Here is a 26490-nt window from a genome sequence, read left to right on the forward strand (position 1 = left end):
GAACGCCGCTTTGTCGCCTTGGAAAGGCGCTTTTTGCGGGCCGCTCAGCACTTTGCTGGCTGCAACGCGCTCTTCCTTCATTGCGGAAAGGAAACGCGTGAATACCGATTCCGTAATGATGGAAAGCGGAACGCCCAGGTCGAGCGAGCTTTGGCTCGTCCATTTGCCAGTTCCTTTTTGGCCTGCGGAGTCAAGGATCACGTCTACCATAGCTTTGCCTGTTTCTTCGTCGTATTTCGAGAAGATGTCAGCAGTGATCTCGATCAGATAGCTGTCGAGCTCGCCGTTATTCCACTCTGTGAAGATGCTGTGAAGCTCTTCCGTGCTAACGCCAAGCACGTTTTTGAGCAGGTCGTACGCTTCGCAGATAAGCTGCATGTCGCCGTACTCGATGCCGTTGTGGACCATTTTAACGTAGTGGCCTGCGCCGTCCGGTCCGATGTATGTGCAGCAAGCGTCGTGGCCGACTTTTGCCGAAATTGCAGTCAGAATTGGCTCAACAAGCTTATAAGCGGATTCTTGGCCGCCAGGCATGATGGAAGGGCCTTTCAACGCGCCTTCTTCGCCGCCGGATACGCCAGTGCCGATGAAGCGGATGCCTTGCTCTTCAAGCGCTTTGCTGCGGCGTTGCGTGTCAGGGAAATAAGCGTTGCCGCCGTCAATGATGATGTCGCCTTTGTCCAGGAATGGAACAAGAGAATCGATCGTTGCGTCCGTACCTGCGCCCGCTTGAACCATGATCAGAATTTTGCGAGGCGATTCGAGCGATTGCACGAACTCTTCAACGGTATAAGTTGGAACGAGATTTTTACCTGCCGATTCCTTAATCAATTCATCCGTTTTTTCACGCGAACGGTTGTAGACCGAAACGGTAAAACCTCTGCTTTCAATGTTAAGGGCCAAGTTTTTGCCCATTACTGCCAAACCAACGACGCCGATTTGCTGTTTGCTCATTTCTCTCTTCCTCCGCTCTCTATATTATTACTCTTTTGCTGCCAAACGTTTGAGAAGCTCTTCTTTTTGAGCTTCGAAGCCAGGCTTGCCAAGCAATGCGAACATATTCACTTTATACGCTTCTACGCCCGGCTGGTCGAATGGATTTACGCCCAACAGATGTCCGCTGATGCCGCAAGCTTTCTCGAAGAAGTATACCATTTCGCCGTACGTATATTCGTTAAGCTCGTCGAGTTTCACGACCAGGTTCGGTACGCCGCCGTCAACGTGAGCAAGGCGAGTTCCGTCTGCCGCTTTCTTGTTGACTTCGTCCATTGTCATGCCAGCGATGAAGTTTAAGCCGTCAAGGTTGCCCTCGTCTTCTTGAATCGTCAGTTCAACCCGCGGTTTGCCTACTGCAAGCACCGTTTCGAGCAGATCGCGACGTCCCTCTTGCACGTATTGACCCATCGAGTGCAAGTCTGTCGAGAAATCAACAGATGCAGGGTAAAGTCCTTTTTGGTCTTTGCCTTCGCTCTCGCCGAACAGCTGTTTCCACCACTCGGATACGTAGTGCAGCGACGGCTCGAAGTTCGCCAGCAATTCGATTGTGTAGCCTTTACGGTACAGCGCATTGCGGACAGCCGCATATTGATAGCTTTCGTTAGTCGCAAGATCCGGGTTGTTATACTTCTTCGCCGCTGCTGCAGCGCCTTCCATCATTTTATCGATGTTCAGGCCGGCTACTGCGATTGGCAGAAGGCCGACAGCAGTCAGCACGGAGTAGCGTCCGCCAACGTCGTCTGGAATGACAAACGTTTCGTAGCCCTCTTCGTCAGCAAGCTTTTTTAAAGCGCCTTTGGAAGCGTCCGTAGTTGCGAAGATGCGTTTTTTCGCTTCTTCTTTGCCGTATTTTTTCTCCAAGTAATCTTTGAAAATACGGAATGCGATTGCCGGCTCTGTCGTTGTACCGGATTTGGAAATAACATTGACAGAGATGTCTTTGCCTTCAAGCAGCTCAAGCAAATGAGTCACATATGTCGAGCTGATATTTTGCCCGGCAAAGTATACTTGCGTATTTCCGGCAATTTGGTTGTGGAACGTGTGCGACAGCGATTCGATTGCAGAGCGTGCGCCCAGGTAGGAACCGCCGATGCCGATTACGACCAGAGCTTCGGAGTTGCTGCGGATGCGCTCCGCAGCTTGTTTGATTCGGGAAAATTCTTCTTTATCGTATTGAAGCGGCAGATCAACCCAGCCTAAGTAATCGCTGCCTGCACCTTGTTTCTCGTGAAGGTTGCGGTGCGCAACATTTACAAACTCGCTAAAGTAATCAACTTCATGCTGTTGGATAAACGAAAGTGCGTTGGAATAATCAAAAGAAATTCCCATCTGTAACGTCTCCTTTGTACTTGCTGATTCGTTATTTCGTCAAATATTTATTACAGACCCGATTTTTTCCAGTCTGCAGCAAATTTCTCAAGGCCTTGTTCTGTCAATGGGTGTTTCGACAATTGCTCGATTACGCTGAACGGAATCGTTGCGATATGCGCGCCAGCCATCGCTACGCGAGTAACGTGGTCCGGGTGGCGAACCGAAGCTGCGATGATTTGCGATTCAAGACCATGCACACGGAACAGTTCAGCGATTTTAGCTACAAGCAGTACGCCATCTTCCGAGATGTCGTCCAAACGGCCGAGGAACGGCGATACGTAAGTTGCGCCTGCACGAGCTGCCAGAAGCGCTTGGTTTACAGTGAAGATCAGCGTAACGTTCGTTTTAACGCCTTTTTTAGTCAGGTAGCGGCAAGCTTCCAGACCAGCAAGCGTCATTGGCAATTTGATTGTGATGTTTTTGTCGTAGTTGTTGATTTTGATCAATTCATTTGCTTCTTCGATCATTTGCTCAGCAGTAATCGCGTTTGGCGTTACTTCAGCAGATACGGACTCCACTTCTGGCACTTCTTTCAAAATTTCTTCAATGCGGTCTTCGAATTTCACGCCTTCTTTGGCAACCAAAGAAGGGTTTGTTGTTACGCCGGACAATACGCCGACTTTATAAGCTTTCTTGATGTCTGCCAGGTTTGCTGTATCGATGAAAAATTTCATTGTAATAGCCTCCAATTTATTATGAGTAATTTATTTTTATTAGATAATAGAAATTAGAACAATTCTTTCGTTACTTTGACAACGTTAGCAGTAGTGAAGCCGAAGTATTCCATAACTTGGTTTTGCGGGCCCGAAGCGCCGAATGTATCGATGGAAATAATTTTGCCGTCTTTGCCGGTGAAACGATCCCAGCCAAGCGAAATACCTGCTTCGATTGCAACGCGTTTCGAAACGGAATCCGGCAACACGCTTTCCTTGTACTCGTTCGCTTGGCGTTCGAACAGCTCACGGCTAGGCATTGCAACAACACGTACCGAAAGGTTGTCTTTCTCAAGCTCAGCTTTCGCGCTGACTGCAAGCGAAACCTCGGAACCGGTAGCAATCAGAATAACATCCGGTTTGTTGTTTGTTTCTGTCAGTACGTACGCGCCTTTTGCAACGCCATCGACATTGCCTTTCGTCGCTTCGTAGATCGGAAGGTTCTGACGGCTAAGAATCAGCGCAACCGGACCTTCGTTTTGTTGCAACGCGTAAGCCCAGGCATTCGATGTTTCATTCGCATCTGTTGGACGGATAACCGTCATGCCAGGAATCGTGCGCAGCGCAGCCAAATGCTCTACAGGTTCATGGGTAGGACCGTCTTCGCCAACCGCGATCGAATCATGCGTGAATACGTAAGTAACAGGCAATTTTTGCAGAGCGGCCAAACGAATCGACGGACGCAAGTAGTCGCTGAATACGAAGAATGTGCTGACGAAAGGTTTAACGCCGCCATGAAGCGCCAAGCCGTTGCCCGCAGCGCCCATTGCATGCTCGCGAACGCCGAAGTAGATGTTGCGGCCTGCATAGCTGTCAACTGCAAATTTCGGTTCGCCTTTAATGTCCGTCATTGTCGAGTGGGACAAGTCGGCGCTGCCTCCGAAGATCGAAGGAACCGTTTTGATATAATGGTTGATCGCATCACCGCTGGCAACGCGAGTGGATACCGTTTTGGAAGAATCGAAAGCAAGAATATCGGAAGCATCGATAAGAACGGAACCGTCGATTGCTTGCTCAAGCTCTTTGCCTTGTGTCGGATATTGCGCTTTGTATGCGGCAAACAGGTTGTTCCAAGCTTCTTCTTTGCCTGCGCCAGCTTGCTTCAGTTGCTCGAAGTGCGCTTTAACGTCAGCAGGGACTGTGAAATCTTCGTCGTAGTTCCAGCCGTAAGCCGCTTTTGTCGCTTTCGCTTCTTCAGCGCCAAGCGGAGCGCCGTGCGCTTTGTTTGTGCCTGCTACTTTACTGCCGTAGCCGATGATCGTACGAATCTCGATAAGCGTCGGTTGTGTTTCGTTTTGTTTAGCAGCGGAGATTGCTTCCACAATGCTTGCAACGTCGTTGCCGTCTTCTACGCGAAGATATTGCCAGTTCGCGGATTCTGCGCGTTTTTGAATTTGCTCGCCGAACGAAAGGTTCAAATCGCCGTCGAGGGAAATGTCGTTCGAATCGTAAAGCACGACCAGTTTGCCGAGCTTCATGTGGCCTGCCATCGACATTGCTTCATAGGAAATACCTTCCATTAGACAGCCGTCGCCAACAAGCGCATAGGTGTAATGGTCGACTACAGGGAAGCCGTCTTGATTGAATTTAGAAGCCAAATGCGCTTCCGCCATTGCCATGCCGACTGCCATTGCAATACCTTGTCCAAGCGGACCTGTTGTCGCGTCTACGCCGTCTGTATGGCCGAATTCCGGGTGACCAGGCGTTTTGCTGTTCAGCTTGCGGAATGCTTTAACGTCTTCGATGGATACTTGATAGCCAGTCAGGTGAAGCAAGCTGTAAAGCAGCGCGGAACCATGACCTGCCGACAGAACAAAACGGTCGCGGTTAAACCATTTTGCGTTGCCTGGGTTGTAATTCATTTGCTTTGCCCAAAGCGCATATGCCATAGGAGCAGCGCCCATTGGCAGACCCGGATGACCGGAGTTGGCAGCGTTGATAGCGTCGATAGAAAGTGTGCGGATCGTGTCAATTGCTAGTTGATCAATTGTTTGTGTTATAGGCATATTGTTTTTCTCCTTCTAATTCAATTTTTGTCTCAGCCTTTTCGTCAAACCACCAGTGGAAACCGTCCTCCGCAAGCAGCGCGTCAGACGCGGCGGGTCCGTATGAGCCGGCCTCATATAGATGAAGCGGAACCAGGTTCTCCTCAAATGCTTCCAGGATCGGTTGAACCCACTTCCACGACAATTCAACTTCGTCCCAATGCGCGAAAAATGTCGGATCGCCGTTCAGCGCATCGTGGATCAAGCTTTCGTAAGCCTCAGGAGCATCTTTGCCGGCAGTATGCAAGTCGATTTGAACAGGCTTGAATTCGCCTTTGTTGTTCGAATCTTTCGCATTCAATTGCAGCGTAATCGACTCTTTCGGGCTCATCTCAATAATAAGAAGGTTTGGCGTCGTTTGCTCTTCGCCTTCCGAGATCGATTGTCTGGAAAGCTCTTTGAACTCGATGACGATACGTGTCGACTTTTCTTTCATGCGTTTGCCGGTACGGATATAGAACGGCACGCCGCGCCAGAAGAAGTCGTCAATTTGCAATTTTGCAGCGATAAACGTATCATTCTTCGAACCTGCTGTAATGCCGGGTTCTGAAGTATAGCCGTTTACCGATTTGCCTTGCATCGAGCCTGCGCTGTATTGGCCGCGGATGACTTTCGTTGCAACATCTAGCTTTTGCAAAGGCTCAAGCGCCTCCATGACTTGCTTCTTCTTGAAGCGCACTTTATCAGCGGCGCTTTTATGCGGAAGCTGAATCGCAGTCATCATCAGCATTTGCAGCATATGGTTCTGGAACATATCGCGGATAGCGCCGACGTGGTCGTAATAGCCGGCTCTCTCTTCTACGCCAACCGTCTCATTAGCTGTAATCTGAACGTTGGAAATATATTTGTTGTTCCAGAGCGCCTGTACGATCGAATTCGTTTGCTGAAGCGACTCCAGCTTTTGAACCATCGGCTTGCCAAGGTAATGGTCAATCCGGTAAACCTCATCCTCATTGAACGCTTTGCTAAGCTTTTCGTTCAGCTCGCGTGCGGATTGCAAATCGTGGCCGAACGGCTTCTCAATAACAAGACGTTTCCAGCCTTTCGCGGAACCAAGCCCGCTTTCTTGAATGTTTGCTGCGATCGTCTCGAAAAACTCAGGTCCAACCGACAAGTAGAACAAGCGATTCGGCGCAAGTTTAAGCTCCGTTTCACGCTTCTCGATTTGCTCAAGCAGTTTATAGTAATCTTCCTTGCGGCCGATATCCAATACGCGGTAATGGAACGTACGCAGGAAGTCTTTCACCAAAGCGGTGTTATTTCCCTCGCGTCGGGAAAATTGACGAAGAGATTGTTCGACATTTGCTTGGAACGATTCATCCGTCAGCTCTCTTCTTCCAAGTCCAATCAGGGAAAAGGATTTCGGAAGCTTCTGATCAAGGAACAGATTAAACAGGGCCGGGAAAATTTTTCGTTTAGCCAAATCCCCTGTAGCTCCAAACAATACAAAAGTAGTTGCCTCCATCTTTCTCTCTCCTTCCAGTAGAGCTTTCTATACAATCATCATCGTTACCTTCGTGTCAGTTAAAGTGACATCTAAAGTTTCTTGATTGCTTGCTCTAGTTTCTTTTTCTTAAATCAACTATAATACTTTTTGAGGTCATACATGAAATAAATATATTTCACAGGAGATATAGACAGCGTCTATGAACAACGAACTTTACAAAGTTTTTTACTGGGCAGCCAAGACAGGAAGTCTCACACAGGCTGCGAAAGCGCTTTATCTTACGCAGCCGAGCGTCAGTCACGCAATCAAACAATTAGAGGACAGCTTCGGGATCTCTTTGTTTTTCCGCAATTCGAAAGGTGTCGAATTAACGCAAGAGGGCGCAACTCTCTATTCGTACATCGAGCAGTCGCAAATTTTAATTTCGTTGGCAGAAGAGAAAATGGCCGCGCTGAAAAACCTGGATAGCGGCGAATTGCGGATTGGGGGAAGCGATTCGCTATTCAAGCATTACTTGCTTCCTTATTTAGAGGAGTTTCATTCGAAGCATGCCGGCATCCGGATGCATCTAAATCACGGCACTACGCCTGAGGTCATCTCTTTTCTAAAAGAAGGACGAATCGATCTTGGCGTTGTACGGATGCCGATCCGCGATTCTCAGCTGGATGTGCGCGAGAGCATTCAACTGCAGGATTGCTTTGTAGCAGGAGCGCATTACAAGGAGCTCAAAGGCCAAATACTGACGCTGGAGATGCTTCAAAAGCATCCGATCATTCTGTTCTCCCGCAACAGCCGGGCTCGAATGGCAATATCGGAATTGTTCCAAAGCTACGGCTACAATCTCAAACCTGAGATCGAAGTCGGCAGCGTTGACCTGCTCATCGAATTCGCGCGCAGAGGTCTTGGCATTTCGTATGTAACGCGTGAATTCGTATCCAACGAGCTTGAAGACGGCTCGCTGTTTGAGATTCAACTGGACGTACCGCTTCCCCCGTCTCACGTAGGCATCATGACGATGAAGAATATGCCGCTGTCCATCGCGGCGAAGAAGTTTATCGAGCTTGTTCGGTAGTTAAGCTTGTGAAATTTTGCTGACAACCGAACAACTAAATACGACCTGTTCCTCACTTCGGGGCGCCCAGCCGTCATTTAATATGATATCCGGGGCCCCGATTTCTTTCAGACTAACCCTTATCGCCAGATTACCTTCAACATCAGAATTCACTCTCCTGCTCCCACCAGTTCAGCGATCTAATGTACATTTGTACGTTACAGCTCTCACAGCCGCAATTACATTATTGTTTAATGTACAAATGCACCTTAAACAACTGGATACGAACCAAATAGAGCACAGCGCTGCAATCACTCTCGAGTGGAGACACCAGAAATACGGCTCCCCATCGCACCATCTGTAACGGGAGAGCGCCCTTTCAGTTCAATCCTTCCCGCAACAACTGAATACCTTCGATCACGCTCGCCATGTTCACTTCGTCGTTCATATTATGTCTAGCGTGCAACAGCACAGGTCTGACTGATTCTACCGACTTGCCAAACGCAGTCATCCAATCATACCGGGGAACCATCCATAAATGAAAATGATGCGTCGTATCTTCATTATAGAAGTAATACACGCTTTCGATCCCCAATCGCTCTCTTTGCTCTCGCCGGATCTTCTTTATTAATGAAACAAATTCCGCACTCTCTTCATCCGTCAGTTCATCCATCCCGTAAAAATGCCGTTTCGATGCCAATATGACCAGTCCGCGAATCGGATACGCAACGTCTTGATGAACGTGAAACCGATCCGTTTCATAAATAACACCGCCCGTCGGCTTAATTAATCCGCCCGTCAATGCACAGCTAAGACATACAACCTCAACGGTTCTTCCGTCAGCTAACGTAATGAATCTCGCCATGATCGCCAATCCGTCCCCTCTAATCGTTCTCGATTTCACTTATACTCTAACGATACGCATTCGTTGCCCCTCACAAATTCCAAAACGGCTATGCGCATGTCTCTGCCCGAATAGTCCTCATCATTATAGCAACCCATTTAAAATTTAGAAAAGCAAAAAGACCGGCAAAGGATTACCCCTAAACCGGTCTTCTTCTAGCTCATTTACAATTAAACCTGCAGCGCGTGTTGATTACGGGCAATTCTCGTCGCTTCAACCATGTTGCGCAACGAAGCGATCGTTTCTTCCGCGCCGCGCGTTTTCAAGCCGCAGTCTGGATTGATCCAGAACAGTTTCGGATCAAGAACGCGCAGAGCGCGTTCGATCATGCTTGTCATTTCTTCTACTCCAGGGACACGAGGGCTGTGAATATCATAAACGCCGAGGCCGATACCAAGCTTGTACGTATTTTCCTCGAAGCTGTGAATCAGCTCGCCATGGCTGCGGGACGTTTCAATAGAAATGACATCGGCGTCCATCGCCTCAATCGAGTCGATCATGTCATGGAACTCGCAATAGCACATATGCGTGTGGATTTGCGTCGTATCCTGCACCGTGCAAGTAGTCATCCGGAACGCTTTAACCGACCAGTCCAAATATTCCGCTTGATCGTTCTCTTTCAGCGGCAATCCTTCACGCACGGCAGGCTCGTCTACTTGAATCATGCCAATGCCCGCTTGCTCCAGCGCTTCCACCTCTTGACGCAGCGCGTACGCCAGCTGATAAGCGATTTGCTCGCGCGCAATATCGTCACGGACAAACGACCAGTTCATAATCGTGATCGGACCGGTCAGCATCCCTTTTACCGGGCGATTCGTCAGCGACTGCGCATATTTCGTTTCTTCGACAGTCATAGCCGCCTCAAATGCGACATCCCCATAAATGATTGGCGGCTTTACGCAACGGGAGCCGTAAGACTGTACCCAGCCGAATTGCGTAAACGCAAATCCGGCAAGCTTTTCGCCGAAAAATTCAACCATGTCCGTCCGTTCGAATTCGCCATGCACGAGCACGTCCAATCCGATCTCTTCTTGCAGCTCCACCCACAGATCAATCTGCTCGCGAATGTACGCTTCATATTTCTCTTCGTCCCATTCCCCTTTACGCCATTGCTGACGGGCTTTGCGGACTTCCGCAGACTGCGGAAAGCTGCCGATCGTTGTTGTCGGGAACAACGGCAAATTCCATTTGTTTTGCTGCGCGATGTGGCGTTCAGCGAATGGCAGGTTACGAACCGGATTTTGCGCGCCAATAACGGCAACGGCTTGCTGCACTTCTTTGCGGTTGCGCGCTGCCGATTGACGAAGCTGATCCAATGCAGACTCGCAAGCCTCAACTTCTTGCGCAATCGAAGCCTCGCCGGATACAGCCGCTTTTGTCAGCAAAACAATCTCATCCAGCTTCTCGTCTGCGAAAGCGAGCGCGCCTTTCAACTCCGGCACAAGCTTCTGCTCTTGGCCAGCTGTTACCGGAACGTGCAGCAAGCTGCAAGAGGACTGAATAATGAGCCGATCTGCAGGCACAAACTCAGACAGCTCTTCAATCAGAGCGAGCTTCTCGCGAAGCGATGCTTTCCAAATGCCGCGGCCGTCAACTACACCCGCAAACAGCACTTTATTTTCGGGGAAACCGAATTGTTTCAGCGCCGCAGCGTTTCCGGACAAGCCGTGAACGAAATCAAGGCCGACGCCCTGTACCGGCAGCGATACGATATCGCTATATTGCTCAACCGATTCGAAATACGTTTGCAGCAGCACATTCAAGCCGGGAACGGCTGCAGCAAAATGGCTGTAAATTTTATTTAAACGCTGCAAGTCTGCAGCATCCCATTTCGTCACGAGGATCGGCTCGTCGATTTGCACCCATTGCACGCCTTCGCGCTCAAGCTCTTGAAGCACTTGCGTGTATAAAGGCAGTAACTTATCGATCCAGCCATCCATTTCCGACTGCTTATAGCCTTTCGAAAGTTTCAGGAACGTCAAAGGTCCGATAATGACCGGTTTGCCTTCAATACCGAGCTTTTCTTTCGCTTCGCGGTATGCAGCCAGCGGTTTGTTCTCCGTAAGCGCCGGCGTCGCGCCATCCAATTCTGGAACGATGTAATGATAGTTGGTGTTGAACCATTTGGTCATTTCGCTTGCTGCTGCCTCTTTCGTCCCGCGAGCAATGCCATAGTAGACTGAAAGCGGAACAGCGCCGCCCGAATACGCGAAACGTTGTGGAACGATACCGAACATCGTCGCTGTATCCAGCACCTGATCGTAGTAGCTGAAATCGTTAACCGGAATTAGCGAAATGCCTTTCTCCTGCTGCTTGCGCAAATGATTCAATCGAATGTCTTGAAGCTGAGCGTGCAGCTCCGACTCCTCCAGCTTGCCAGCCCAAAACGCCTCCAGCGCCTTTTTCCATTCACGATTTGCGCCGATGCGCGGATACCCCAAAACACTGCTCTTAACCATCCTGCAACACTCCCATTCGATTTGTTACGAGAAAGATAACATGGAATCGAAGGTATAGTGTAACTGTAATAAACTATATCCAGTTATAGCCATTGACTATATCCCGCCCATCAATGCGAAATCGCCTGTTCAAGCGCTTCGATATATGCGGCGCCAAGCTTGGATAATGATGCATTCTTATGCGAAATCCAGCCGACATTGATCGTTTCCTCACAATCAAGCGGCACCGGAATAATTTCGTTACCGTTCAAATCGGCGCTTAGAACACCGGTTGAAATCGTGTATCCGTTCAAGCCGATCAACAAATTGAACAGCGTCGCGCGGTCGTTTACCCGGATGCTTTTCTTATGCGACAACGTGCTCAATATTTCTTCGGCAAAATGAAACGAGTTGTACTCGCCTTGGTCGAATGACAAGTAAGGGTAGTCCTGGAGCTCGTCGATCGTTACAATCGATTGCTTGGCAAGCGGATTATTAATGCTTATAAAAATATGCGGTTTTGCTGTAAACAAGCTTGTAAATTGCAAATTGGCGCTTTTCAGCAGCTTGTTTATCACTTTGCCGTTAAATTCGTTTATATACAGAATGCCGATCTCGCTGCGCAAGTTTTTAACGTCCTCGATAATTTCATACGTTTTCGTTTCTCGCAGCATAAGCTCGTACTCCTCCTGGCCATGCTCCTGCACCAAGCTCACGAATGCGTTAACTGCAAAGGCATAATGCTGTGTCGACACGGAAAAATGCTGCGGCGACGGCTTCGCGTTCAAATAACGATTCTCCAACAGCTCCGCTTGCTCAACAACCTGTCTGGCATAGCTAAGAAATTCGATTCCTTCCTTGGAGAGCGATATTCCTTTATTAGATCTTTCAAAAATAGCAAGCTGCAGCTCTTCCTCCAAATCTTTGATCGCATTAGAGAGACTGGGCTGTGAGATGAACAATCGTTTAGCCGCCTCATTAATCGAACCCCGGGTAGCAACTTCGATCACATATTTCAACTGTTGCAAAGTCAATGACATTTCCCTCCTAGATCCCAAACCTTATCGCACTCTCCCATTATACCTAAAACAGGGGGTGTCCCATAAGTCATTAAAATGACGATGGGATCCCCCCTGTTTTATTTAGGTTAAACAGCAAACTGCACATTTCGTATTATTAGGTCAACCAGAATGTTCTGGTTGGCCTTTCTTTATGGCCGTTATACGATGGCGGTAGCCGTGAGAACGTCTGCGCATTTGGGGCTATACCCCGTCATTTAAACTGTTCTTCCATTGCTACCATTGACCATGTTTGAGCTGGTAGAGGCAACGACCTCGCATCACAAGCGAAGCTATGGGTTTAAATGTTCCGTTTCACCACTCGCCATTATCGCAGCCTTTCCTGTGAAGGCTGTCCACTGAAGGAACGATGTAAGAAGGCACAAGGCGAGCGTGAAATAAAGGTTAGCATCGAATATCTTCGCCTCAAACGACAAGCGAGGGAGCAATTAAAGAGCGAGGATGGATATGCATTAACGGTTCGACGCATGCACGAACCAGAGCGTGTGTTTGGCCAAATCAAGAATAACCGAGGATTCCGCCGGCTTCTGCTTCGAGGCTTGCCGAAAGTCGGCCTAGAAAGCTGCAAAGGAGCGAGTGAACCTCTTTTGATACGGCCCCTTCTTCTCTTCTCTCCATGTCTTGCCTGCTATTTCAAATTAACCTGTTTCCATGCAGCGGACAAACCTTCGACCATCCGGTTAATCACTTTGCTGCTATTGAAATAGCCGTTATGGCTAAGCGGAGTCCATCCGGTCAACCAGCCTCCGACATTGACCCTGATGTCTTCCCTAACAGCTTTCTCGTAAGCTTCATGAATCGGTTTTAACGGATAGCCCAGAATATCGTCCTTGTCGTAAAAGTTGATCCATTCGCCTGTAACATTCGGAGCATCTACTTTCATTTGCTCTGTCGGCACATGGATCGGTCTGTCGAATCCGCTGTATCTCAAGCTCCACAGCGGCAGCGTCGTGCCGCAGCTGTAGAAAAGTGACAGCGTCTCTCCGCGTTCTAATGGCGACGTTGAACCCGAATGAGTCGAATCGACCCGCTCGCACGCGCTGGAGTACTGCAAATCGTAGAAAAAATTGCTGGCGATTACGGTGCCAAGACTATGGGAAATGACGCAAAGCGGAGCGTCGCCGCCAATTTGGGCGGACAATGCGTTCAACGCGCGGCTAATCGTACCATTGACCTCTTTATAAATATTATTATGATTTTCAAGCGGCTGATAGGCAACGGCGTCGGCAAGATAATGAATAACAATTTCGCGCAGCCATTTGTAGCGAACCGCGCTCGGCTGAAACATTTTACGCTGCAGCTCGTCCTCTTTATCTTCCAGAAGCTTGGCCCAATAAATCGGCTTAAAAACGAGATGTCTTCCCGGATCGCTTTCACCCGTTACTTTCGTATATCGCTTCTTCAATCGTTCGATAAAACGGTCGGCAAAATTTTGCTCCTGAGCGCCTAAACCATGGATCACAATGACGGCTAATGGTTGCGACAATTGGATCCCCTCCCTAACGATATTGCTACAACATATGTTGCGCAGCAATATCGTTAGAACCATTTGCTAGGTCGACGCCTCATCAGAAGAGAACCATTGCGCTTGATGATCCTTATGCCAAGCCAAATATTGCACTTCATCCATCTGTAAAAACCAGTGCATGACTGCATATGGAGATGCTGGAATCCATACTTGATCTTTATAAGTAATCATTATGCATCCGTATTCTTCTTGCTTGCAGATTCTTTTTGCTGCCCGCCGTCATCCTCCGCGTCCATTAATCCTTTGGCGCCTTTACGGAACTCATTGAACGTTGTTCCAATCGCTCTGCCTAATTGAGGCAGCTTAGACGGCCCGAACAGCAGCAAGGCCAACACGACAAGCAGCACAATCCCGGTTATACCTATATTTGGCATTGTCGATTCCTCTTTTCCTCTTAAAAGTTAACGAGCAGCGCAGTCACATACATAAGCGCGATGCCAAGCGCGACTCCGAAGAAATTCAACCACGTAACGACCGGCGCTCCGGCTGCTGCAGCATCTTTGGCAATCATTTTGCCGATAGCGTAAATGACCTGAATAATCGCTCCCGCTCCGATGCCGAAAAACAAAGCCGCAAGCGTATCGTTAAACACAAACGCGCCAACCCAGGTTCCAATAATGGCAGGCGCGCCTGCCAAGCATGCCAGCCCGATAAACGTATGCCATACCGGCTTCGTTTTCAATAGCGGCGCTGCGATGCCAACTCCTTCGGTAATGTTGTGCAGTGTAAAACCAATAATGAGAAAAGAACCCAAAGCCGCTTCTCCTGATGCAAACGCTGCGCCGATCGCCAGCCCTTCACCGAGATTATGAAGTCCGATCCCTCCGGCTATTTTATAGGAGACACGAACCGGATAGAGCGCTGCATTCGATTTCCGCGAACCGGCTTGATCAACCGCAAGCAGCAACAAAAAGCTGAGTAGTGCGCCAAACCATACGATGCCGGTCCCTTGATATAAGCCGGGCGCTTCGGCCCCTAATTCCAGACCTTCCTGAATCGTATCGACAACAAGAAAGAACAGCAATCCGACCGTTAGCGCCAATACCGCTTGAATGCCTTTGGACGAGAAGCGCCGCAAAAACGGATACCACATTAAGCCAAGCCCAACAGGAACGATGCCGACATAAAATCCGATTAAAGCATATTGCGAAAATTGCTTTGTACTAGGTTCTGGCGTTTTCATCGCAGCCGCCACTTCTCCTGTAAAAATGAGGCCGTTCGTTGTTATCAGCTTAATTTCGCTCGGATCGCCTTCCACCCACGGGTAGGGAATCGATACCGTCGCACGATCAAATCGGTCAAGCTTTGGACTAGGATCATATTCTGCATCCCAGAATGCGCCATCTACCACAACTTGTGCAATTTCAATCTCCTTAGGACCGGAATTGAGCACACGCACTTCAAATCCGCCATCCGTCAGCACGATTCTCTCTACATTCAGCACTTCGATCGGAGCGGCTTGTTTCTCCTCGACCCCTGTACCTGCCTTCACAATAGTCAGGAGCACGGCAGCCAGGAGCACAACCGGCAGCAAGCCCCATAGCCAATTAATCCGTCTTGCAGGCGCTGTTTTTGTTTCTAATACTGACATCTGTACGTTCCTCCCCTCTTACTCCGCTTCGAAAAATCCCATCCAGCCAAGCTCGGTAAACTCGCTCTGATGGGCATGGAACATATAACGGCCGGCTTCAGGAAATACAACCTCCACGATGCCCCGCTCGCCTTGGCATTGCATTATCGTATCCGTGTATTGAGGCCGCGCTTCAGGATCTGCGCCAGTTGCGTAATAGTGAAAGAAATTGGCGTGAAGATGGAAAGAGTTTATGAGATCAAATTCTGTAAAATTGCTTAAGTAAATGCGGATCAATTCTCCAGCCTTCACTTTGATTGGTCTCGATTGATAAGCGAAGGCATAACCGTTCACCGCATAAACCTCATTCTCGCCGTCCAAATCGAGGTCAAATCCTTGCATAACCATTGAAAACTCTTTCGCCGGCTTCCGCGGCTTTTTCGGATCGATAATAAAATTGCCGTAAAGCCCTTTATGAATATGTCTCGCAAGCGGCGGCACATGGCAATGGTACAATTGCATGCCGGCAGGCTTCGCCTCAAATTCATAAATGAATTCCGATCCTGAAGCGATAGGTTCAATGCCGTCCATCTTCGTATTGTGAATCCCGTGGAAATGGATCGAATGCGGATGAGACGAAATATTCCCGAATCGAATACGTAAAATATCGCCTTCCGTACACCGAAGCGTCGGACCCGGGATCGTCCCGTTAAACGTCCAGCCGGGAAAGGTAATGCCTTTGGCAATCTCGACATCCGTTTCCGAAGCCGTAATCTGATACTCGCGCACCGTCTTGCCGTCTTCGCGCGTGCTGACGACTCCGTAATCAAAAGAGGTTAACGCTTTAACAGCTGCTTCCAGCCCAGGTGTCGATTCTGTCCCGGGATCGTAACCATGAGCCATGCCTGCATGAAGCTTATCCTTCACCGCATGCTTCGAATGATCTTCCATATGCGCTGCCGCAGATTTGCCGAAAAGCGCAGTCGGGTTCAAAAAACTTCCGCCAAGCACGCCAAGCAAGCCTGCAGCACCCATTTTCATCACACTTCTTCTCGTAAATTGCTGCTTCTCCTGATTAGACATCTCATCCACCTTCCATTCTTGTCCTCGGCAAAATGTTTTGCCCATGTGCAAAAAAATAGTTAAAAAAAATCAAATGTAAACAAAAGGTTAAAAAGTTGCCCCAGCGAAACATTTCTTTATGCTAATATAAAATACAGACCATCCCCTGTAAAGATAAATTTATTAAGGCTTGTCTTTGCAGAAAAAGACGGCTGTTCCGTTGGTTCGAAACAGCAGCCCCGATTACTTGCTTCATGCTTCAGGCATTAAGCCCATTTTCTTCGCGTATCTGCCCCAATGAGGCGAATTTCCGTCTATATCCGTATAGCCATACTCCTCCGACAAATCCCAGCTTGCAAGCGTTTTTCCCGTTTTCTCGCTCACATTCGGGTCCGCCGCAAGCGCCGCAACGCCTCGCGCCAGCAAATATGGCGTTTCCGATTCGGCGAAATGCTCCGCATCCTGCATCCCGCCCGTAATCGCATCCCTCCAATTTTGCTCCGTCACGCCAAAATGGTCGAGCATCCCTTCCGAACGCAGAAAACCTGGCGTTACCGCAAGAGCCGTAATGCCGTAAGGCTGTAGATCGGCTGCCATAGCGGCGGCGAGATGAATATTGGATACTTTAGCAAGGCTGTAGTACAAGTTGCCGCGATAATTGTAAGCTGTTCCATCGGTTACTTCAATAATGAGTCCGCTCTTCCGGGCAACCATTAAAGGCGCCGCGTAATAGCTGTTATACATATGCGAACGGACGGCACGGTCCTGTACAAGCAAACCATCGGAAAGCGAGTGCTCCCAGAACGGTTTGCTCCATTGAATTAAAGGATCTCCGCCCCAAATATCGTTCACGAGTATATCTAAACGATCTTGCTGTTCCTGCGCGATTAGCGCGAACAACCTCTTCACCTGCTCTTCTTCCGTATGGTCGACCTGAACGGCTATTCCCTTTCCGCCAGCTTCAGTTACCCGCTCCGCTGTCTCGTCAATTGTCTCCATTCGCTGCATATCGGACGGCTTTCCTCTAACGCTTCTTCCCGTGCAATAAACCGTAGCACCAGCTTCTCCAAGCGTTATTGCAATTGCCCGGCCAGCCCCGCGTGTTGCCCCCGCCACTACCGCTATTTTTCCTTCCAATGGTTTCATTCCGCATGCCCTCTCTTTCACTCTATTTTGCTTCACTGCCCTATTATATCCCCATATATATGACAACCTTTGACATAATTAATTTGATACAATAAAAAATGAAAAGCGTAGGAAGAAAGGCTGTGTCAGAAGTGAAAGGTGATCGTTTATTATCGATATTGCTGCTGCTTCAAAATCACGGAAAGCTAACGACAAAGCAATTGGCAGACAAGCTTGAGGTTTCGCAGCGTACGATCGCCAGAGATATGGATGCACTAAGCTCCGCCGGGGTCCCGGTCTATGCAGAACGCGGAACGAATGGCGGCTGGGAGCTTTCCGACCAATACCGCACCGACTTGACGGGAATGAAGACGGAGGAATTGATCGCTTTACTTTTCAGCTCGCAAAGCCGGTTATTGCAAGACCTCGGGATGCATAAGCATTATGAAGGCGCGGTTGAGAAACTCATCGCATCGTCGCCCGGCAGTATACGCCAGCATGCGGACAGAATCAAACAAAAAATTCATATTGACGGCGCAGGGTGGCATCTATCTGAAGAAACCTTCCCTTGCTTGCCGGTCATTCAAGAAGCAATCTGGGAGCAAAGCAAGTTGCAGATCCGCTACGATAAAGACAATGAGACGAAGCAAAGGACTGTAGCTCCGCTTGGGCTTGTAGCCAAAGGAAATGTCTGGTATCTCGTTGCTTCCGCAGATGATGATGTGAAAAGCTATCGGATTTCACGATTGAAGCAAGCTATGAAATTGGAGGAACATTTTACCTACCCCGCTCATTTTGAGCTGGCATCCTATTGGGAGCTGTCGACCAATCAATTTATGCGGACATTGCCTCAATATCCCGCCTCTATTCGAATGAATGAGGAGGCGTTCAAAGCTTTCAAGCACCGTCGCTATGTACAAATAATTAGCGCCTCCGCGGGCAAAGGGATCGTTTCAGCGGAGATTATGTTCCAAACGCTGGAATCAGCGTGCCAGCTTTTGCTAAGTTATGGCGCTGATGCGGAAGCGATACGCCCTCCTGAACTTCGGATGCAGATGAAAAAAGCTGTGCAAGCGATGAGCTCTTTATACGAGGACGATTAATATCCAAAATTAATTGTCAAATGTTTGTCACTCGCATTAAACAAACTTTAAGTTAGTATCTTGACTATAATAATTATAACAATTATTATAAGTGTAATATTTCCGTCTACATATGGAGATATTACTATTGTTATGACCATTTTGACTGACCGGGAGGCAATAACTATGTCTAACTTAAACATCGGTATTATTCTGGGAAGCACTCGCCAAGGCCGAGTGAGCCCGCAAGTTGGAGAATGGGTTAAAAGCATCGCTGACAAACGCGGCGACGCTAACTATGAGATCGTAGATATCGCGGATTACAAGCTTCCAATGTTCGGTGAAGTTGACGCTTCGGAACAGGCCGGCAAATGGAACGAAAAGCTCAACACACTGGACGGCTTTGTATTTATCGTTCAGGAATACAACCACAGCATTACAGCATCGCTTAAAAATGCGCTGGATTTCGCTCGCGAAGCTTGGAACAACAAAGCTGCCGGCATCGTGAGCTACGGCTCTGTGGGCGGCGCTCGCGCTGCTGAACATTTGCGCGGCATTCTTGGCGAGCTGTCCGTTGCGGACGTTCGCGTACATCCGGCATTGTCGCTGTTCACAGATTTCGAGAACGGCTCGGTATTCAAGCCTGCCGATCTTCATTTGAACAACGTGAACGGCATGCTTGACCAAGTGATCGCTTGGAGCGGCGCTTTGAAAACGTTGCGTTAATTGACGGGTCATACCGTTAGAAAAAGGACTGCTTCCATCGAGGAAGCAGTCCTTTTTCTAATGCAAGCAATCCTACGCCCTATTGCTCCACCGGCAGTACAAACTCCAACTCCGGTATATACGTTTTGTTTTTCCCGACGTGAATATAAGGCTTGACCGTTATCGAGGATGGTAAAACTGCAAACGGCTGAAACGACATCGAATTAAGGTAAATACCCGTTTCATCGTTAAACCCGCCGCCTCCTTCAATTTCAATCGCTTTTTCGCCCTTCTCGTTTACAATTTCGTAGTACAAATTAAACTCGTCTATCTCTTTGTATTTATACTTCTCATCAATGGATTCCAGATTTAGCAATTGTCCGCTTTCTCCAGTAATCGAAATATCCAGACGCATCGTTGACGACGTAATGGCAAATTGCTCAATACTCATCGTCATATGGTCAAACGTTTTAGCTTGCGGTACTTGTACCAAGTTCGTTTCCATATCACTTTTCTGGACCGGGAAAGCCAAACTGAATTGCTGCCCAAGCACGGCGTCCCATATTTCAACGGTCAATTCAAATTGATCCTGCTTCGGAATTTTCATTGGATCTAGCGACAGTACGCCAGTATTATCCGCGCCTTCAAAGCCATGTTGAAGCGACCATTCTGCATCCAGCGGCTTTCCGTCAACGAAATAACTAACACGGGTTTCATGGTCTTTATCATGAGAAAGCCATTTCTTGAGCGACTGCTGCTCGCCGCTTTCTGTCGTTCGGGTCAAGAGCATCGACAGACGATTGTTGTCGAATACGAGCTCAGATATGGTGAAAGTAACACCGTCATGCGTGACACTTTGATTGACATCATTTGTCTTACCCAATTCGGCGGCCTTCCTAAGCCCAGTATCGCCAACCGTTTGGAACATGCTGCCGACAATGGGAATATTTTTGAAAGCTTCCGCCATCACAGGAAATAGAAATCCTGATCCTAACAATAGAATAGCTGCGGCCGCGGTCGAAGCGCTTACCCAGGCAACACCCCTCGATTTCTTCTTCTGTTGCTGTGGGAGAGGCTGTTCCCCTAGCTTTGCGTAAGTTTGATCCATCCGAACGCGTATCATTTCCGGCAGCGTGCCGCTATCCTCTTGACCCATCTGTTGAAGCTGCCGTTCTACACGATAAGTCATGCTCAATTCCTCCTTCATCGTTTTCATTAAGCCACTCCGAAAGCTGATGTCTCGCCCGGTGCAGCCTCGTTTTCACTGCCCCTTCGGATAAATCAAGCAATTCCGCTACCTGCCGGATCGGCAGATCGCGAAAATAATGCAGAAGGATGACGTTCCTCGACGCCTCATCTAAGCGGTACACCGCTTCTTGAAGATCGAGACGCAAATCGGCATGCGCGCTGAACCCTTCCTGCTGCCGGTCAATCGATTCCATTACTTGCACGCGCCTGCGGTAAATCCGATTGCATTCATTAATTAGAATGCGGAACAGCCACGTTTTGAAAAAAGCAGGCTGTTTAAGTTTCGGAATCGCTTGGTACGCCTTAGGAACCGTTTCCTGCATCGCATCCGCGCAATCCTCATCCTTCTTCAATATCGCTTTTGCAATCTGATACATTTGCAGCTCCAGCGGCTGAATCAAGTGAATAAACGATTGCTGGTTGCCCTTTTGGGCGAATCCAACATCTTGTTCTGTCTGTTGCTCCAATGAAACAATCTCCTTTCCTTCACTTGTTTTCCGTCTATTAGACCTCCGGCATCGCCAGCAGGTTACAAGGAAATTTATTTCTCCATAAAACAAGCAGCCCCAACTGGTCGTCAGAGCTGCTTGTCCTTTTATTTTTTATTCAGTTAGTTTTCCCACATAACTTTAATTTCTTCCGCCACTTTCTCCAGCGCCTTCTTGAAAACCTCTTCCGATTCGGCGTATTTAAACGCGAACTCATTAGAGGAATTTCCAACCTCTTGCTCTTCTAATTCTATACTCTCATAGCATGTTGCCACTTGAATAATGGAGCCTGTACCGATAATTTGAATCGATTTTTTTCCCGGCGCTATTAAATAGCTGTCATCCGTTTTGTCGGAAGATACAAAAAATACGCAGATGCCGCCTTTGCGTGTCAAGTAATCGAGTTTTTCCGGATAATGGCCTTTCGTTCCGCAAGGCAGCTTGAAAGAAGTAATTAGTGCCAAAATAGTACAGCCCCTTCTGAGTATGATGATGAAAACAAGCAGTCAGAATAGACATATTGTATCATATGCAAAAGTTCAGTTGCCATAGCTGGAACCGTTATTTTGATTAAAAATCGAAAAATATAAAAAGTCAAAAAAGAGACGTCTCTTCTGCCATCCAATGGAAGCCGAGACGTCCCCTTGCACTTTGCTTTATTGTGAACTCATCCGCCGAAACGCTTTACATTTCGCGCCCGCGCTTTTTCCATCTCAACCTCGCGATTGCGGGGATCGGCATTCGTTACGAGCGAATCCATCAGCTTCCTCGCTGCTTGCGTCACTTCCAGCACCGCTTGCTGAAACACTTCTTCGTTCGCTTTGGACGGCGAGTTAAAGCCTGACAGCTTTCTGACAAACTGCAGCGCAGCCGCTTCAACTTCCTCGTCCGTTGCCGGCGGGTCAAAATTGTACAGCGTTTTTATGTTTCGGCACATGAGCATTCTCCTATTCCATTTCGACGTTGTGATACACTTGCTGAACGTCTTCCAGATCCTCAAGCGCGTCAATCAGCTTCTCGAATTGCGGCAGCGAATCAGCCGGCAGCGATACGTCATTTTGCGCGAGCATCGTCAGCTCGGCCACTGTAAACTCTGTAATGCCGGCATTTTTGAACGCCTCTTGCACAGCATGAAATTGATCCGGCTCGGCGTATACCATCACCGTCTCTTCTTCTTCAAAAACGTCGCGTACGTCTACATCCGCTTCAAGCATTAATTCAAGCACTTCATCCAAGCTTTTGCCTGTAAGACCTATTACAGCTGTAGCGTCAAACATATATGCGACCGAGCCGCTTACGCCCAGATTGCCGCCGTTTTTGCTAAATGCGGCGCGAACGGAAGAAGCGGTGCGATTTACATTATTCGTCAGCGTGTCAACAATGACCATCGCGCCGTTCGGTCCGAAGCCCTCGTAACGAAGCTCTGTATAGTTTTCGTCTCCGCTGCTTTTCGCTTTTTCGATAGCGCGGTCAATGATCGCTCTAGGCACATTGTACGTTTTTGCACGCTCCAGAACGACCTTAAGCGCCCGGTTCGATTCCGGATCCGGCTCGCCCTTCTTCGCTGCTACATAAATTTCAAGTCCGAATTTCGCGTAAATTCGGCTCGTATTAGCGTCCTTCGACGCTTTCTTTTCTTTAATGTTATTCCACTTGCGACCCATTGAACTGATCCCACTTTCTATTGAGGTTGTACATCGACTCTATCTATTATACCCGATGTAGATGCCTATTCGAAAGTGCCCCGGCCCAACAAATGATGCGAAACGCGTCAGAACAGCCACATCACCCAATACGACAAAATAATAAGCGTAAAAAGAACTGTAATCGGTATGACTATGATCGTAACCTTCAAATACTGCGACCAGTCGAACTTTATGCCTCCTTTACGGATGATGTGAATCCACATGAGCGTCGCTAACGTACCGATTGGCAGCAGTAATGATCCGATATCGCTTCCTATAACGCTGGCGAGATAAGCAATTTTCAACTGCAGCGGATCCAGACCCATATTCGTCAAAGCCATCGTTCCGACCATAAGCGCGGGATGATTGTTGAAGAGATTGGATAGTATCGTAAGCAGCAGCCCCATAAATACGCTGACATGCAGCAAGCTTCCCGAAATGAGCGGTTGAAGCGATGTAATAAGCCATTCCGTCAACCCGATTTTGTTTAAGCCGAAAATAATAACATACATGCTGAATGCAAACGCAAATATGTGCCAAGGCGTTTTTTTCAGCATATCATTAGGCGGTATTTTTAAATCGTACCAGCGCCACACGAGCATAATTACGGAACCGATCACGGCAGTTAACGATATTGGAAATCCGATGTAGGAAGCGACAAACAGAGAGATTCTGACGCCGAGCACGAAGAAAAGGATTTTTCGCATGATCGAGACGCGGTTTGCGTCCAGCTGAGCTCCCTTTAACGGGTGATTGCCGGGCTGTACGCTCCATTGCTGGATATGAGGAAGTTTTTTCGGGAGTACGCGGTAAAACGTGAGGAATAGCAGGAGGGTTAAGAGCAGAAGCCCTAACGAGGCGGGGATAAACATCATCGCTGTATGCATATAAAGATCCATATGAACGATTTTTAATGCGATAAGGTTGACGATATTGCTGACGCCTATCGGGGCGCTAGAGGCTGTTGCGATTAATGCGCCTGACATTAAATAAGGTATTTTTTGATGGTTTTTAAGTCCCATATTACGCAGCAGCAGCAATAATATAGGCGTTGTAATGAGAATGCTCCCATCGTTGTTGACGAAGAGCGTCATTAGAAAGCAGAAAAGGTTTGTGAGCCAAAACAGCCGAATGCCGGAGCCTTTAGCCTTTCGTGTCAGAAGCTCCGCCGCCCAATAGAAGAAGCCGAAGCTTTCGAGCACGATCGCCATCACAATCGTCGCCATGATCGTTATGGCAGCGCCGCTTATCGTGTCCAATATTTGATTCAAGTCATTTAGACTGACTGTTCCGCTTAGCAGAACAACGATCGCGCCAATCGATGCCGGGATTGCTTCATTTACATGCGGTCGCCAAAAAATAAATCCGATTGTAAACAGAAAAGCACAAATCGTAACAATGACGGATAAGTCATACATGCTTTAACCTCTCTTTTTGTAAAGGTGACTAGGTAATTTGCACGGGCCAAGCCATCCTCCTTCCTTCGATTGATTTACGCTATGCAGAAACTATGCGAATAAGTAATGTATGTATACGTACAAGACATATTGTTTGTAAGGGTCAATACCCCTATCAATCTTAAAAACTACTACTATCAATTGATGACGTTTATCCTTCAATGACAGTTATCGGACTAAGCATAATGACTATAGAAAAAGAACAATTCCTGCCTTAAGCGGAGGAATTGCCCTTTATTCGATCAAAAATTTAATCTCATTAAATAAAACTTTGGTACACAAGAAACAAATTCAAACTGATGACGATCGAAGCAATCATCCAGCCCACGATCGTTGTCGGCTTTTTGTTAACAAGACCGCCCATCAGCTTCCTGTTGCTCGTAAACAGGATTAGCGGAATAAGAGCAAATGCAATGCCAAATGATAGTATAACCTGACTCATCACAAGCGCCTTAGTCGGATCAACGCCGGATATAATGATCGCAAGCGGCGGAATCGTCGTAATTGCTCTGCGCACATAAAGGTTGATTCGTCTTCTAATGAAGCCTTGCATGACGACATCGCCTGCCATCGTGCCAACCGATGCGCTTGCCAAACCTGCAACCAGCAGCGCTAAGCCAAACGATATTGCCGCAACAGGACCAACAATTTCGCCAAATTGCCGGTATGCGATCTCCAAATCCTCAACCAGCAAACCGTTCTTGAAAAACAGTGCTGCTGCGATAATGACCATCGCCATATTAACTGCGCCGGCGATCAGCATCGCTATAAGGATATCGATAAACTCCATTTTGAAAATCCGCTTCTTCTCCTTGTCGTTGCGGCCGACGATCCGGCGCTGCGTCAGCGAGGAGTGCAAATAAATGGCATGAGGCATCACGGTTGCGCCAAGAATGCCCGCCGAGAGAAGCACGCTGTCGACCCCTTTAAATGAGGGCGTAACAATGCCCATGGCAACGGCTCCGAAATCCGGCTTCGCCAATACGACCTGGCAAGTAAACGCAAGCACGACAATCATAATCATCACTGTGATACCTGCCTCGAGCGCCCGGAAGCCCCGCCGCTGAAGCTCAAGCAATGCAAAGGAGCCCGCCGCCGTAATTAAAGCCGAATAAAGCATCGGAATGTCGAAAAGTAAATATAAGCCTAGCGCGGCTCCAAGAAACTCGGCCAAGTCGGTTGCAATAATAACGATTTCGCTTTGTATCCATAATATAAAGGATGCCGGTTTCGAGAATCGGTCTCTGGCGACTTCCGGCAAATTTTTGCCCGTTGCGATGCCAAGCTTTGCCGACAATGACTGGATTAAGACGGCCATTAAATTGGATGCCAGAATGACCCATAGCAGACTGTACCCATAAGTGGACCCTGCTGTAATATTGGTTGCAAAGTTTCCGGGATCCAAGTAGGCGACAGCCGCAATAAATGCGGGACCAAGGAAAGGCAGCAATCGTTTTAATCGATTCATTTTCGTATCCGGCGCCGTTTCTGCGGAGAGCGGATGGGCTTGAGCCGTGATGACATGATCATTGTTCATTCTCTCTCCTCCTAAGGTAATTCGGCTGTCGCCGTCTTTTGGCGGCGTAGCGCGTTTCATTCATGTTAAAAAACCATTTATGGCGTAAGTCAATGAAGTTTTCCTCGTCCATATTTGTTTGCCTAATGCAACTTTTAGTTATAAATCCGATTATAAGCCTACGCTCATCAAAAGTAAACCACATTTGCAATCGGCTCTCGCCCATAATATATGCATACCGGACATTTACGCGCAACAAAAAAGGGGCCGTCTCAAAAGAGGTTCGCTCGCTAGAGAAATGGCTCGCATCAGTAAATTACAAAAGTGAATTTCATAAAAATAACGTTGCGGACCTGCAACGCTATTTTTAGATTTTTATCCTTTGCAGCTTTCTTCAGCAAATGATGGGCAAGAAGCCACCCGACCTCTAGGCTGACTTTCGGCAAGCCTCGAAGTAGGAACCGGCGGAATCCTCGGTTATTCTTGATTTGGCCAAACACACGCTCTGGTTCGTGCATGCGTCGAACCGATAATGCATATCCATCCTCGCTCTTTAATTGCTCCCTCGCTTGTCGTTTGAGGCGAAGATATTCCATGCTAACCTTTATTTCACGCTCGCCTTGTGCCTTCGTACATCGTTCCTTCAGCGGGCAGCCTTCACAGGAAAGGCTGCGATAATGGCGAGTGGTAATTTCATAACCACTTTCCGTGGTACTTCTGCTTTCATAACGGAATAGAAGTTTCTGTCCTGCTGCGTATGTCCTCGTGTCTTCTTTCTCGTCATACAACCAATGCTCGAATTTGCTAATGTCTTGCTTCCACGCTTTGGTATTTTCTTTGTGATAGGTATTGTATGTAGCGATTGGCATTCGCTTCGATCTTCGTTCCATCCACGAAGTAATGTTCAAGCTTGACGTAGTTTTCATCGATGAGAAACTGAAGCACGGAGGTAAAGACAGTCTCCAACACGTCTTTCATCC

Annotated in this window: 24 protein-coding genes and 2 pseudogenes; 4 read left to right on the plus strand and 22 right to left on the minus strand. The window is 48.1% G+C overall.

Annotated elements, in window-relative coordinates:
* The 5 genes from gndA to zwf form a co-directional block, all read right to left on the minus strand.
* On the minus strand, nucleotides 1-954 hold a 954-nt coding region (gndA, locus tag GOM71_RS22650), incomplete at its 3' end, for an NADP-dependent phosphogluconate dehydrogenase (RefSeq protein ID WP_156285270.1).
* 27 nt (nucleotides 955-981) lie between these two features.
* The gene (locus GOM71_RS22655) at nucleotides 982-2325 is read right to left on the minus strand and encodes a glucose-6-phosphate isomerase (protein WP_156285272.1); all 1344 of its coding nucleotides are present in this window, start codon (nucleotides 2323-2325) and stop codon (nucleotides 982-984) included.
* A gap of 50 nt (nucleotides 2326-2375) precedes the next feature.
* A complete protein-coding gene (fsa, locus tag GOM71_RS22660; protein ID WP_156285274.1) occupies nucleotides 2376-3041 on the minus strand; it encodes a fructose-6-phosphate aldolase in 666 nt (221 codons plus the stop codon).
* A gap of 53 nt (nucleotides 3042-3094) precedes the next feature.
* Nucleotides 3095-5080 carry a transketolase gene (gene tkt / locus GOM71_RS22665; RefSeq protein ID WP_367649757.1) on the minus strand — a complete coding sequence of 662 codons (1986 nt, stop codon included), beginning with the start codon at nucleotides 5078-5080 and terminating at the stop codon, nucleotides 3095-3097.
* Complete coding sequence (zwf, locus tag GOM71_RS22670; RefSeq protein WP_156285280.1) at nucleotides 5064-6590, minus strand: glucose-6-phosphate dehydrogenase; 1527 nt, start codon at nucleotides 6588-6590, stop codon at nucleotides 5064-5066. Before zwf ends, tkt begins: the two co-directional genes overlap by 17 nt.
* 181 nt (nucleotides 6591-6771) lie before the next feature.
* Between zwf and GOM71_RS22675 the strand changes: the two genes are divergently transcribed.
* Nucleotides 6772-7644, plus strand: coding sequence for a LysR family transcriptional regulator (locus GOM71_RS22675; protein ID WP_156285282.1), 873 nt, complete (start codon nucleotides 6772-6774; stop codon nucleotides 7642-7644).
* A 358-nt stretch (nucleotides 7645-8002) separates the two neighbouring features.
* Here the strand turns inward: GOM71_RS22675 and GOM71_RS22680 are convergent, their stop codons facing one another.
* The 3 genes from GOM71_RS22680 to GOM71_RS22690 form a co-directional block, all read right to left on the minus strand.
* Nucleotides 8003-8488 (minus strand): HIT family protein, encoded by a 486-nt coding sequence (locus GOM71_RS22680; protein ID WP_156285284.1) that lies wholly within the window; start codon nucleotides 8486-8488, stop codon nucleotides 8003-8005.
* Between the two features lie 209 nt (nucleotides 8489-8697).
* Nucleotides 8698-10986, minus strand: coding sequence for a 5-methyltetrahydropteroyltriglutamate--homocysteine S-methyltransferase (gene metE / locus GOM71_RS22685; protein WP_156285286.1), 2289 nt, complete (start codon nucleotides 10984-10986; stop codon nucleotides 8698-8700).
* A gap of 110 nt (nucleotides 10987-11096) precedes the next feature.
* A complete protein-coding gene (locus GOM71_RS22690) occupies nucleotides 11097-11999 on the minus strand; it encodes a LysR family transcriptional regulator (RefSeq protein ID WP_156285288.1) in 903 nt (300 codons plus the stop codon).
* A 344-nt stretch (nucleotides 12000-12343) separates the two neighbouring features.
* Here GOM71_RS22690 and GOM71_RS25215 point away from each other — a divergent pair.
* Nucleotides 12344-12604: pseudogene (locus tag GOM71_RS25215) on the plus strand (transposase); the annotation flags it as partial.
* Between the two features lie 68 nt (nucleotides 12605-12672).
* On the opposite strand, the gene GOM71_RS22700 reads toward GOM71_RS25215, so the two are convergent.
* The 6 genes from GOM71_RS22700 to GOM71_RS22725 form a co-directional block, all read right to left on the minus strand.
* Nucleotides 12673-13530 carry a chemotaxis protein gene (locus GOM71_RS22700; protein ID WP_156285290.1) on the minus strand — a complete coding sequence of 286 codons (858 nt, stop codon included), beginning with the start codon at nucleotides 13528-13530 and terminating at the stop codon, nucleotides 12673-12675.
* Between the two features lie 66 nt (nucleotides 13531-13596).
* Nucleotides 13597-13743 carry a hypothetical protein gene (locus GOM71_RS22705; protein WP_156285292.1) on the minus strand — a complete coding sequence of 49 codons (147 nt, stop codon included), beginning with the start codon at nucleotides 13741-13743 and terminating at the stop codon, nucleotides 13597-13599.
* Nucleotides 13743-13946 (minus strand): twin-arginine translocase TatA/TatE family subunit, encoded by a 204-nt coding sequence (locus tag GOM71_RS22710; RefSeq protein WP_156285294.1) that lies wholly within the window; start codon nucleotides 13944-13946, stop codon nucleotides 13743-13745. The genes GOM71_RS22705 and GOM71_RS22710 overlap by 1 nt, the downstream gene beginning before the upstream one ends.
* A 20-nt stretch (nucleotides 13947-13966) precedes the next feature.
* Nucleotides 13967-15163 carry a ZIP family metal transporter gene (locus GOM71_RS22715; protein WP_156285296.1) on the minus strand — a complete coding sequence of 399 codons (1197 nt, stop codon included), beginning with the start codon at nucleotides 15161-15163 and terminating at the stop codon, nucleotides 13967-13969.
* Between the two features lie 18 nt (nucleotides 15164-15181).
* The gene (locus GOM71_RS22720) at nucleotides 15182-16225 is read right to left on the minus strand and encodes a multicopper oxidase domain-containing protein (protein ID WP_156285300.1); all 1044 of its coding nucleotides are present in this window, start codon (nucleotides 16223-16225) and stop codon (nucleotides 15182-15184) included.
* A 231-nt stretch (nucleotides 16226-16456) separates the two neighbouring features.
* Complete coding sequence (locus GOM71_RS22725; protein WP_156285305.1) at nucleotides 16457-17350, minus strand: SDR family oxidoreductase; 894 nt, start codon at nucleotides 17348-17350, stop codon at nucleotides 16457-16459.
* A gap of 122 nt (nucleotides 17351-17472) precedes the next feature.
* Here GOM71_RS22725 and GOM71_RS22730 point away from each other — a divergent pair, with 122 nt between their 5' ends.
* Both GOM71_RS22730 and GOM71_RS22735 read left to right on the plus strand, forming a co-directional pair.
* On the plus strand, nucleotides 17473-18432 hold the full coding sequence (locus tag GOM71_RS22730) for a helix-turn-helix transcriptional regulator (RefSeq protein ID WP_367649756.1): 960 nt from the start codon (nucleotides 17473-17475) through the stop codon (nucleotides 18430-18432).
* Between the two features lie 165 nt (nucleotides 18433-18597).
* The gene (locus GOM71_RS22735) at nucleotides 18598-19137 is read left to right on the plus strand and encodes an NADPH-dependent FMN reductase (RefSeq protein ID WP_156285309.1); all 540 of its coding nucleotides are present in this window, start codon (nucleotides 18598-18600) and stop codon (nucleotides 19135-19137) included.
* Nucleotides 19138-19216: 79 nt separating this feature from the next.
* Here the strand turns inward: GOM71_RS22735 and GOM71_RS22740 are convergent, their stop codons facing one another.
* The 8 genes and pseudogenes from GOM71_RS22740 to GOM71_RS22775 all read right to left on the minus strand — a co-directional run.
* Nucleotides 19217-20305, minus strand: a complete 1089-nt coding sequence (locus tag GOM71_RS22740) for a DUF4179 domain-containing protein (protein WP_173275951.1) — start codon at nucleotides 20303-20305, stop codon at nucleotides 19217-19219.
* A complete protein-coding gene (locus GOM71_RS22745) occupies nucleotides 20256-20831 on the minus strand; it encodes a sigma-70 family RNA polymerase sigma factor (protein WP_173275954.1) in 576 nt (191 codons plus the stop codon). The genes GOM71_RS22740 and GOM71_RS22745 overlap by 50 nt, the downstream gene beginning before the upstream one ends.
* 143 nt (nucleotides 20832-20974) lie before the next feature.
* On the minus strand, nucleotides 20975-21316 hold the full coding sequence (locus GOM71_RS22750; RefSeq protein WP_156285313.1) for a hypothetical protein: 342 nt from the start codon (nucleotides 21314-21316) through the stop codon (nucleotides 20975-20977).
* A 203-nt stretch (nucleotides 21317-21519) separates the two neighbouring features.
* Nucleotides 21520-21789: a DUF2277 domain-containing protein gene (locus GOM71_RS22755; protein ID WP_156285315.1), complete on the minus strand. Its 270-nt coding sequence runs from the start codon at nucleotides 21787-21789 to the stop codon at nucleotides 21520-21522.
* A gap of 10 nt (nucleotides 21790-21799) precedes the next feature.
* Nucleotides 21800-22516 (minus strand): YebC/PmpR family DNA-binding transcriptional regulator, encoded by a 717-nt coding sequence (locus GOM71_RS22760; RefSeq protein ID WP_156285317.1) that lies wholly within the window; start codon nucleotides 22514-22516, stop codon nucleotides 21800-21802.
* Between the two features lie 107 nt (nucleotides 22517-22623).
* Nucleotides 22624-23955: an ArsB/NhaD family transporter gene (locus GOM71_RS22765; RefSeq protein ID WP_156285319.1), complete on the minus strand. Its 1332-nt coding sequence runs from the start codon at nucleotides 23953-23955 to the stop codon at nucleotides 22624-22626.
* Between the two features lie 298 nt (nucleotides 23956-24253).
* On the minus strand, nucleotides 24254-25531 hold the full coding sequence (locus tag GOM71_RS22770; RefSeq protein WP_156285321.1) for an Nramp family divalent metal transporter: 1278 nt from the start codon (nucleotides 25529-25531) through the stop codon (nucleotides 24254-24256).
* Nucleotides 25532-25818: 287 nt separating this feature from the next.
* Nucleotides 25819-26367, minus strand: a pseudogene (locus GOM71_RS22775) (transposase); the annotation flags it as partial.
* Between the last annotated feature and the right edge of the window lie 123 nt (nucleotides 26368-26490).

Source organism: Paenibacillus sp. NEAU-GSW1 (assembly GCF_009737085.1).
Lineage (GTDB): Bacteria > Bacillota > Bacilli > Paenibacillales > Paenibacillaceae > Pristimantibacillus.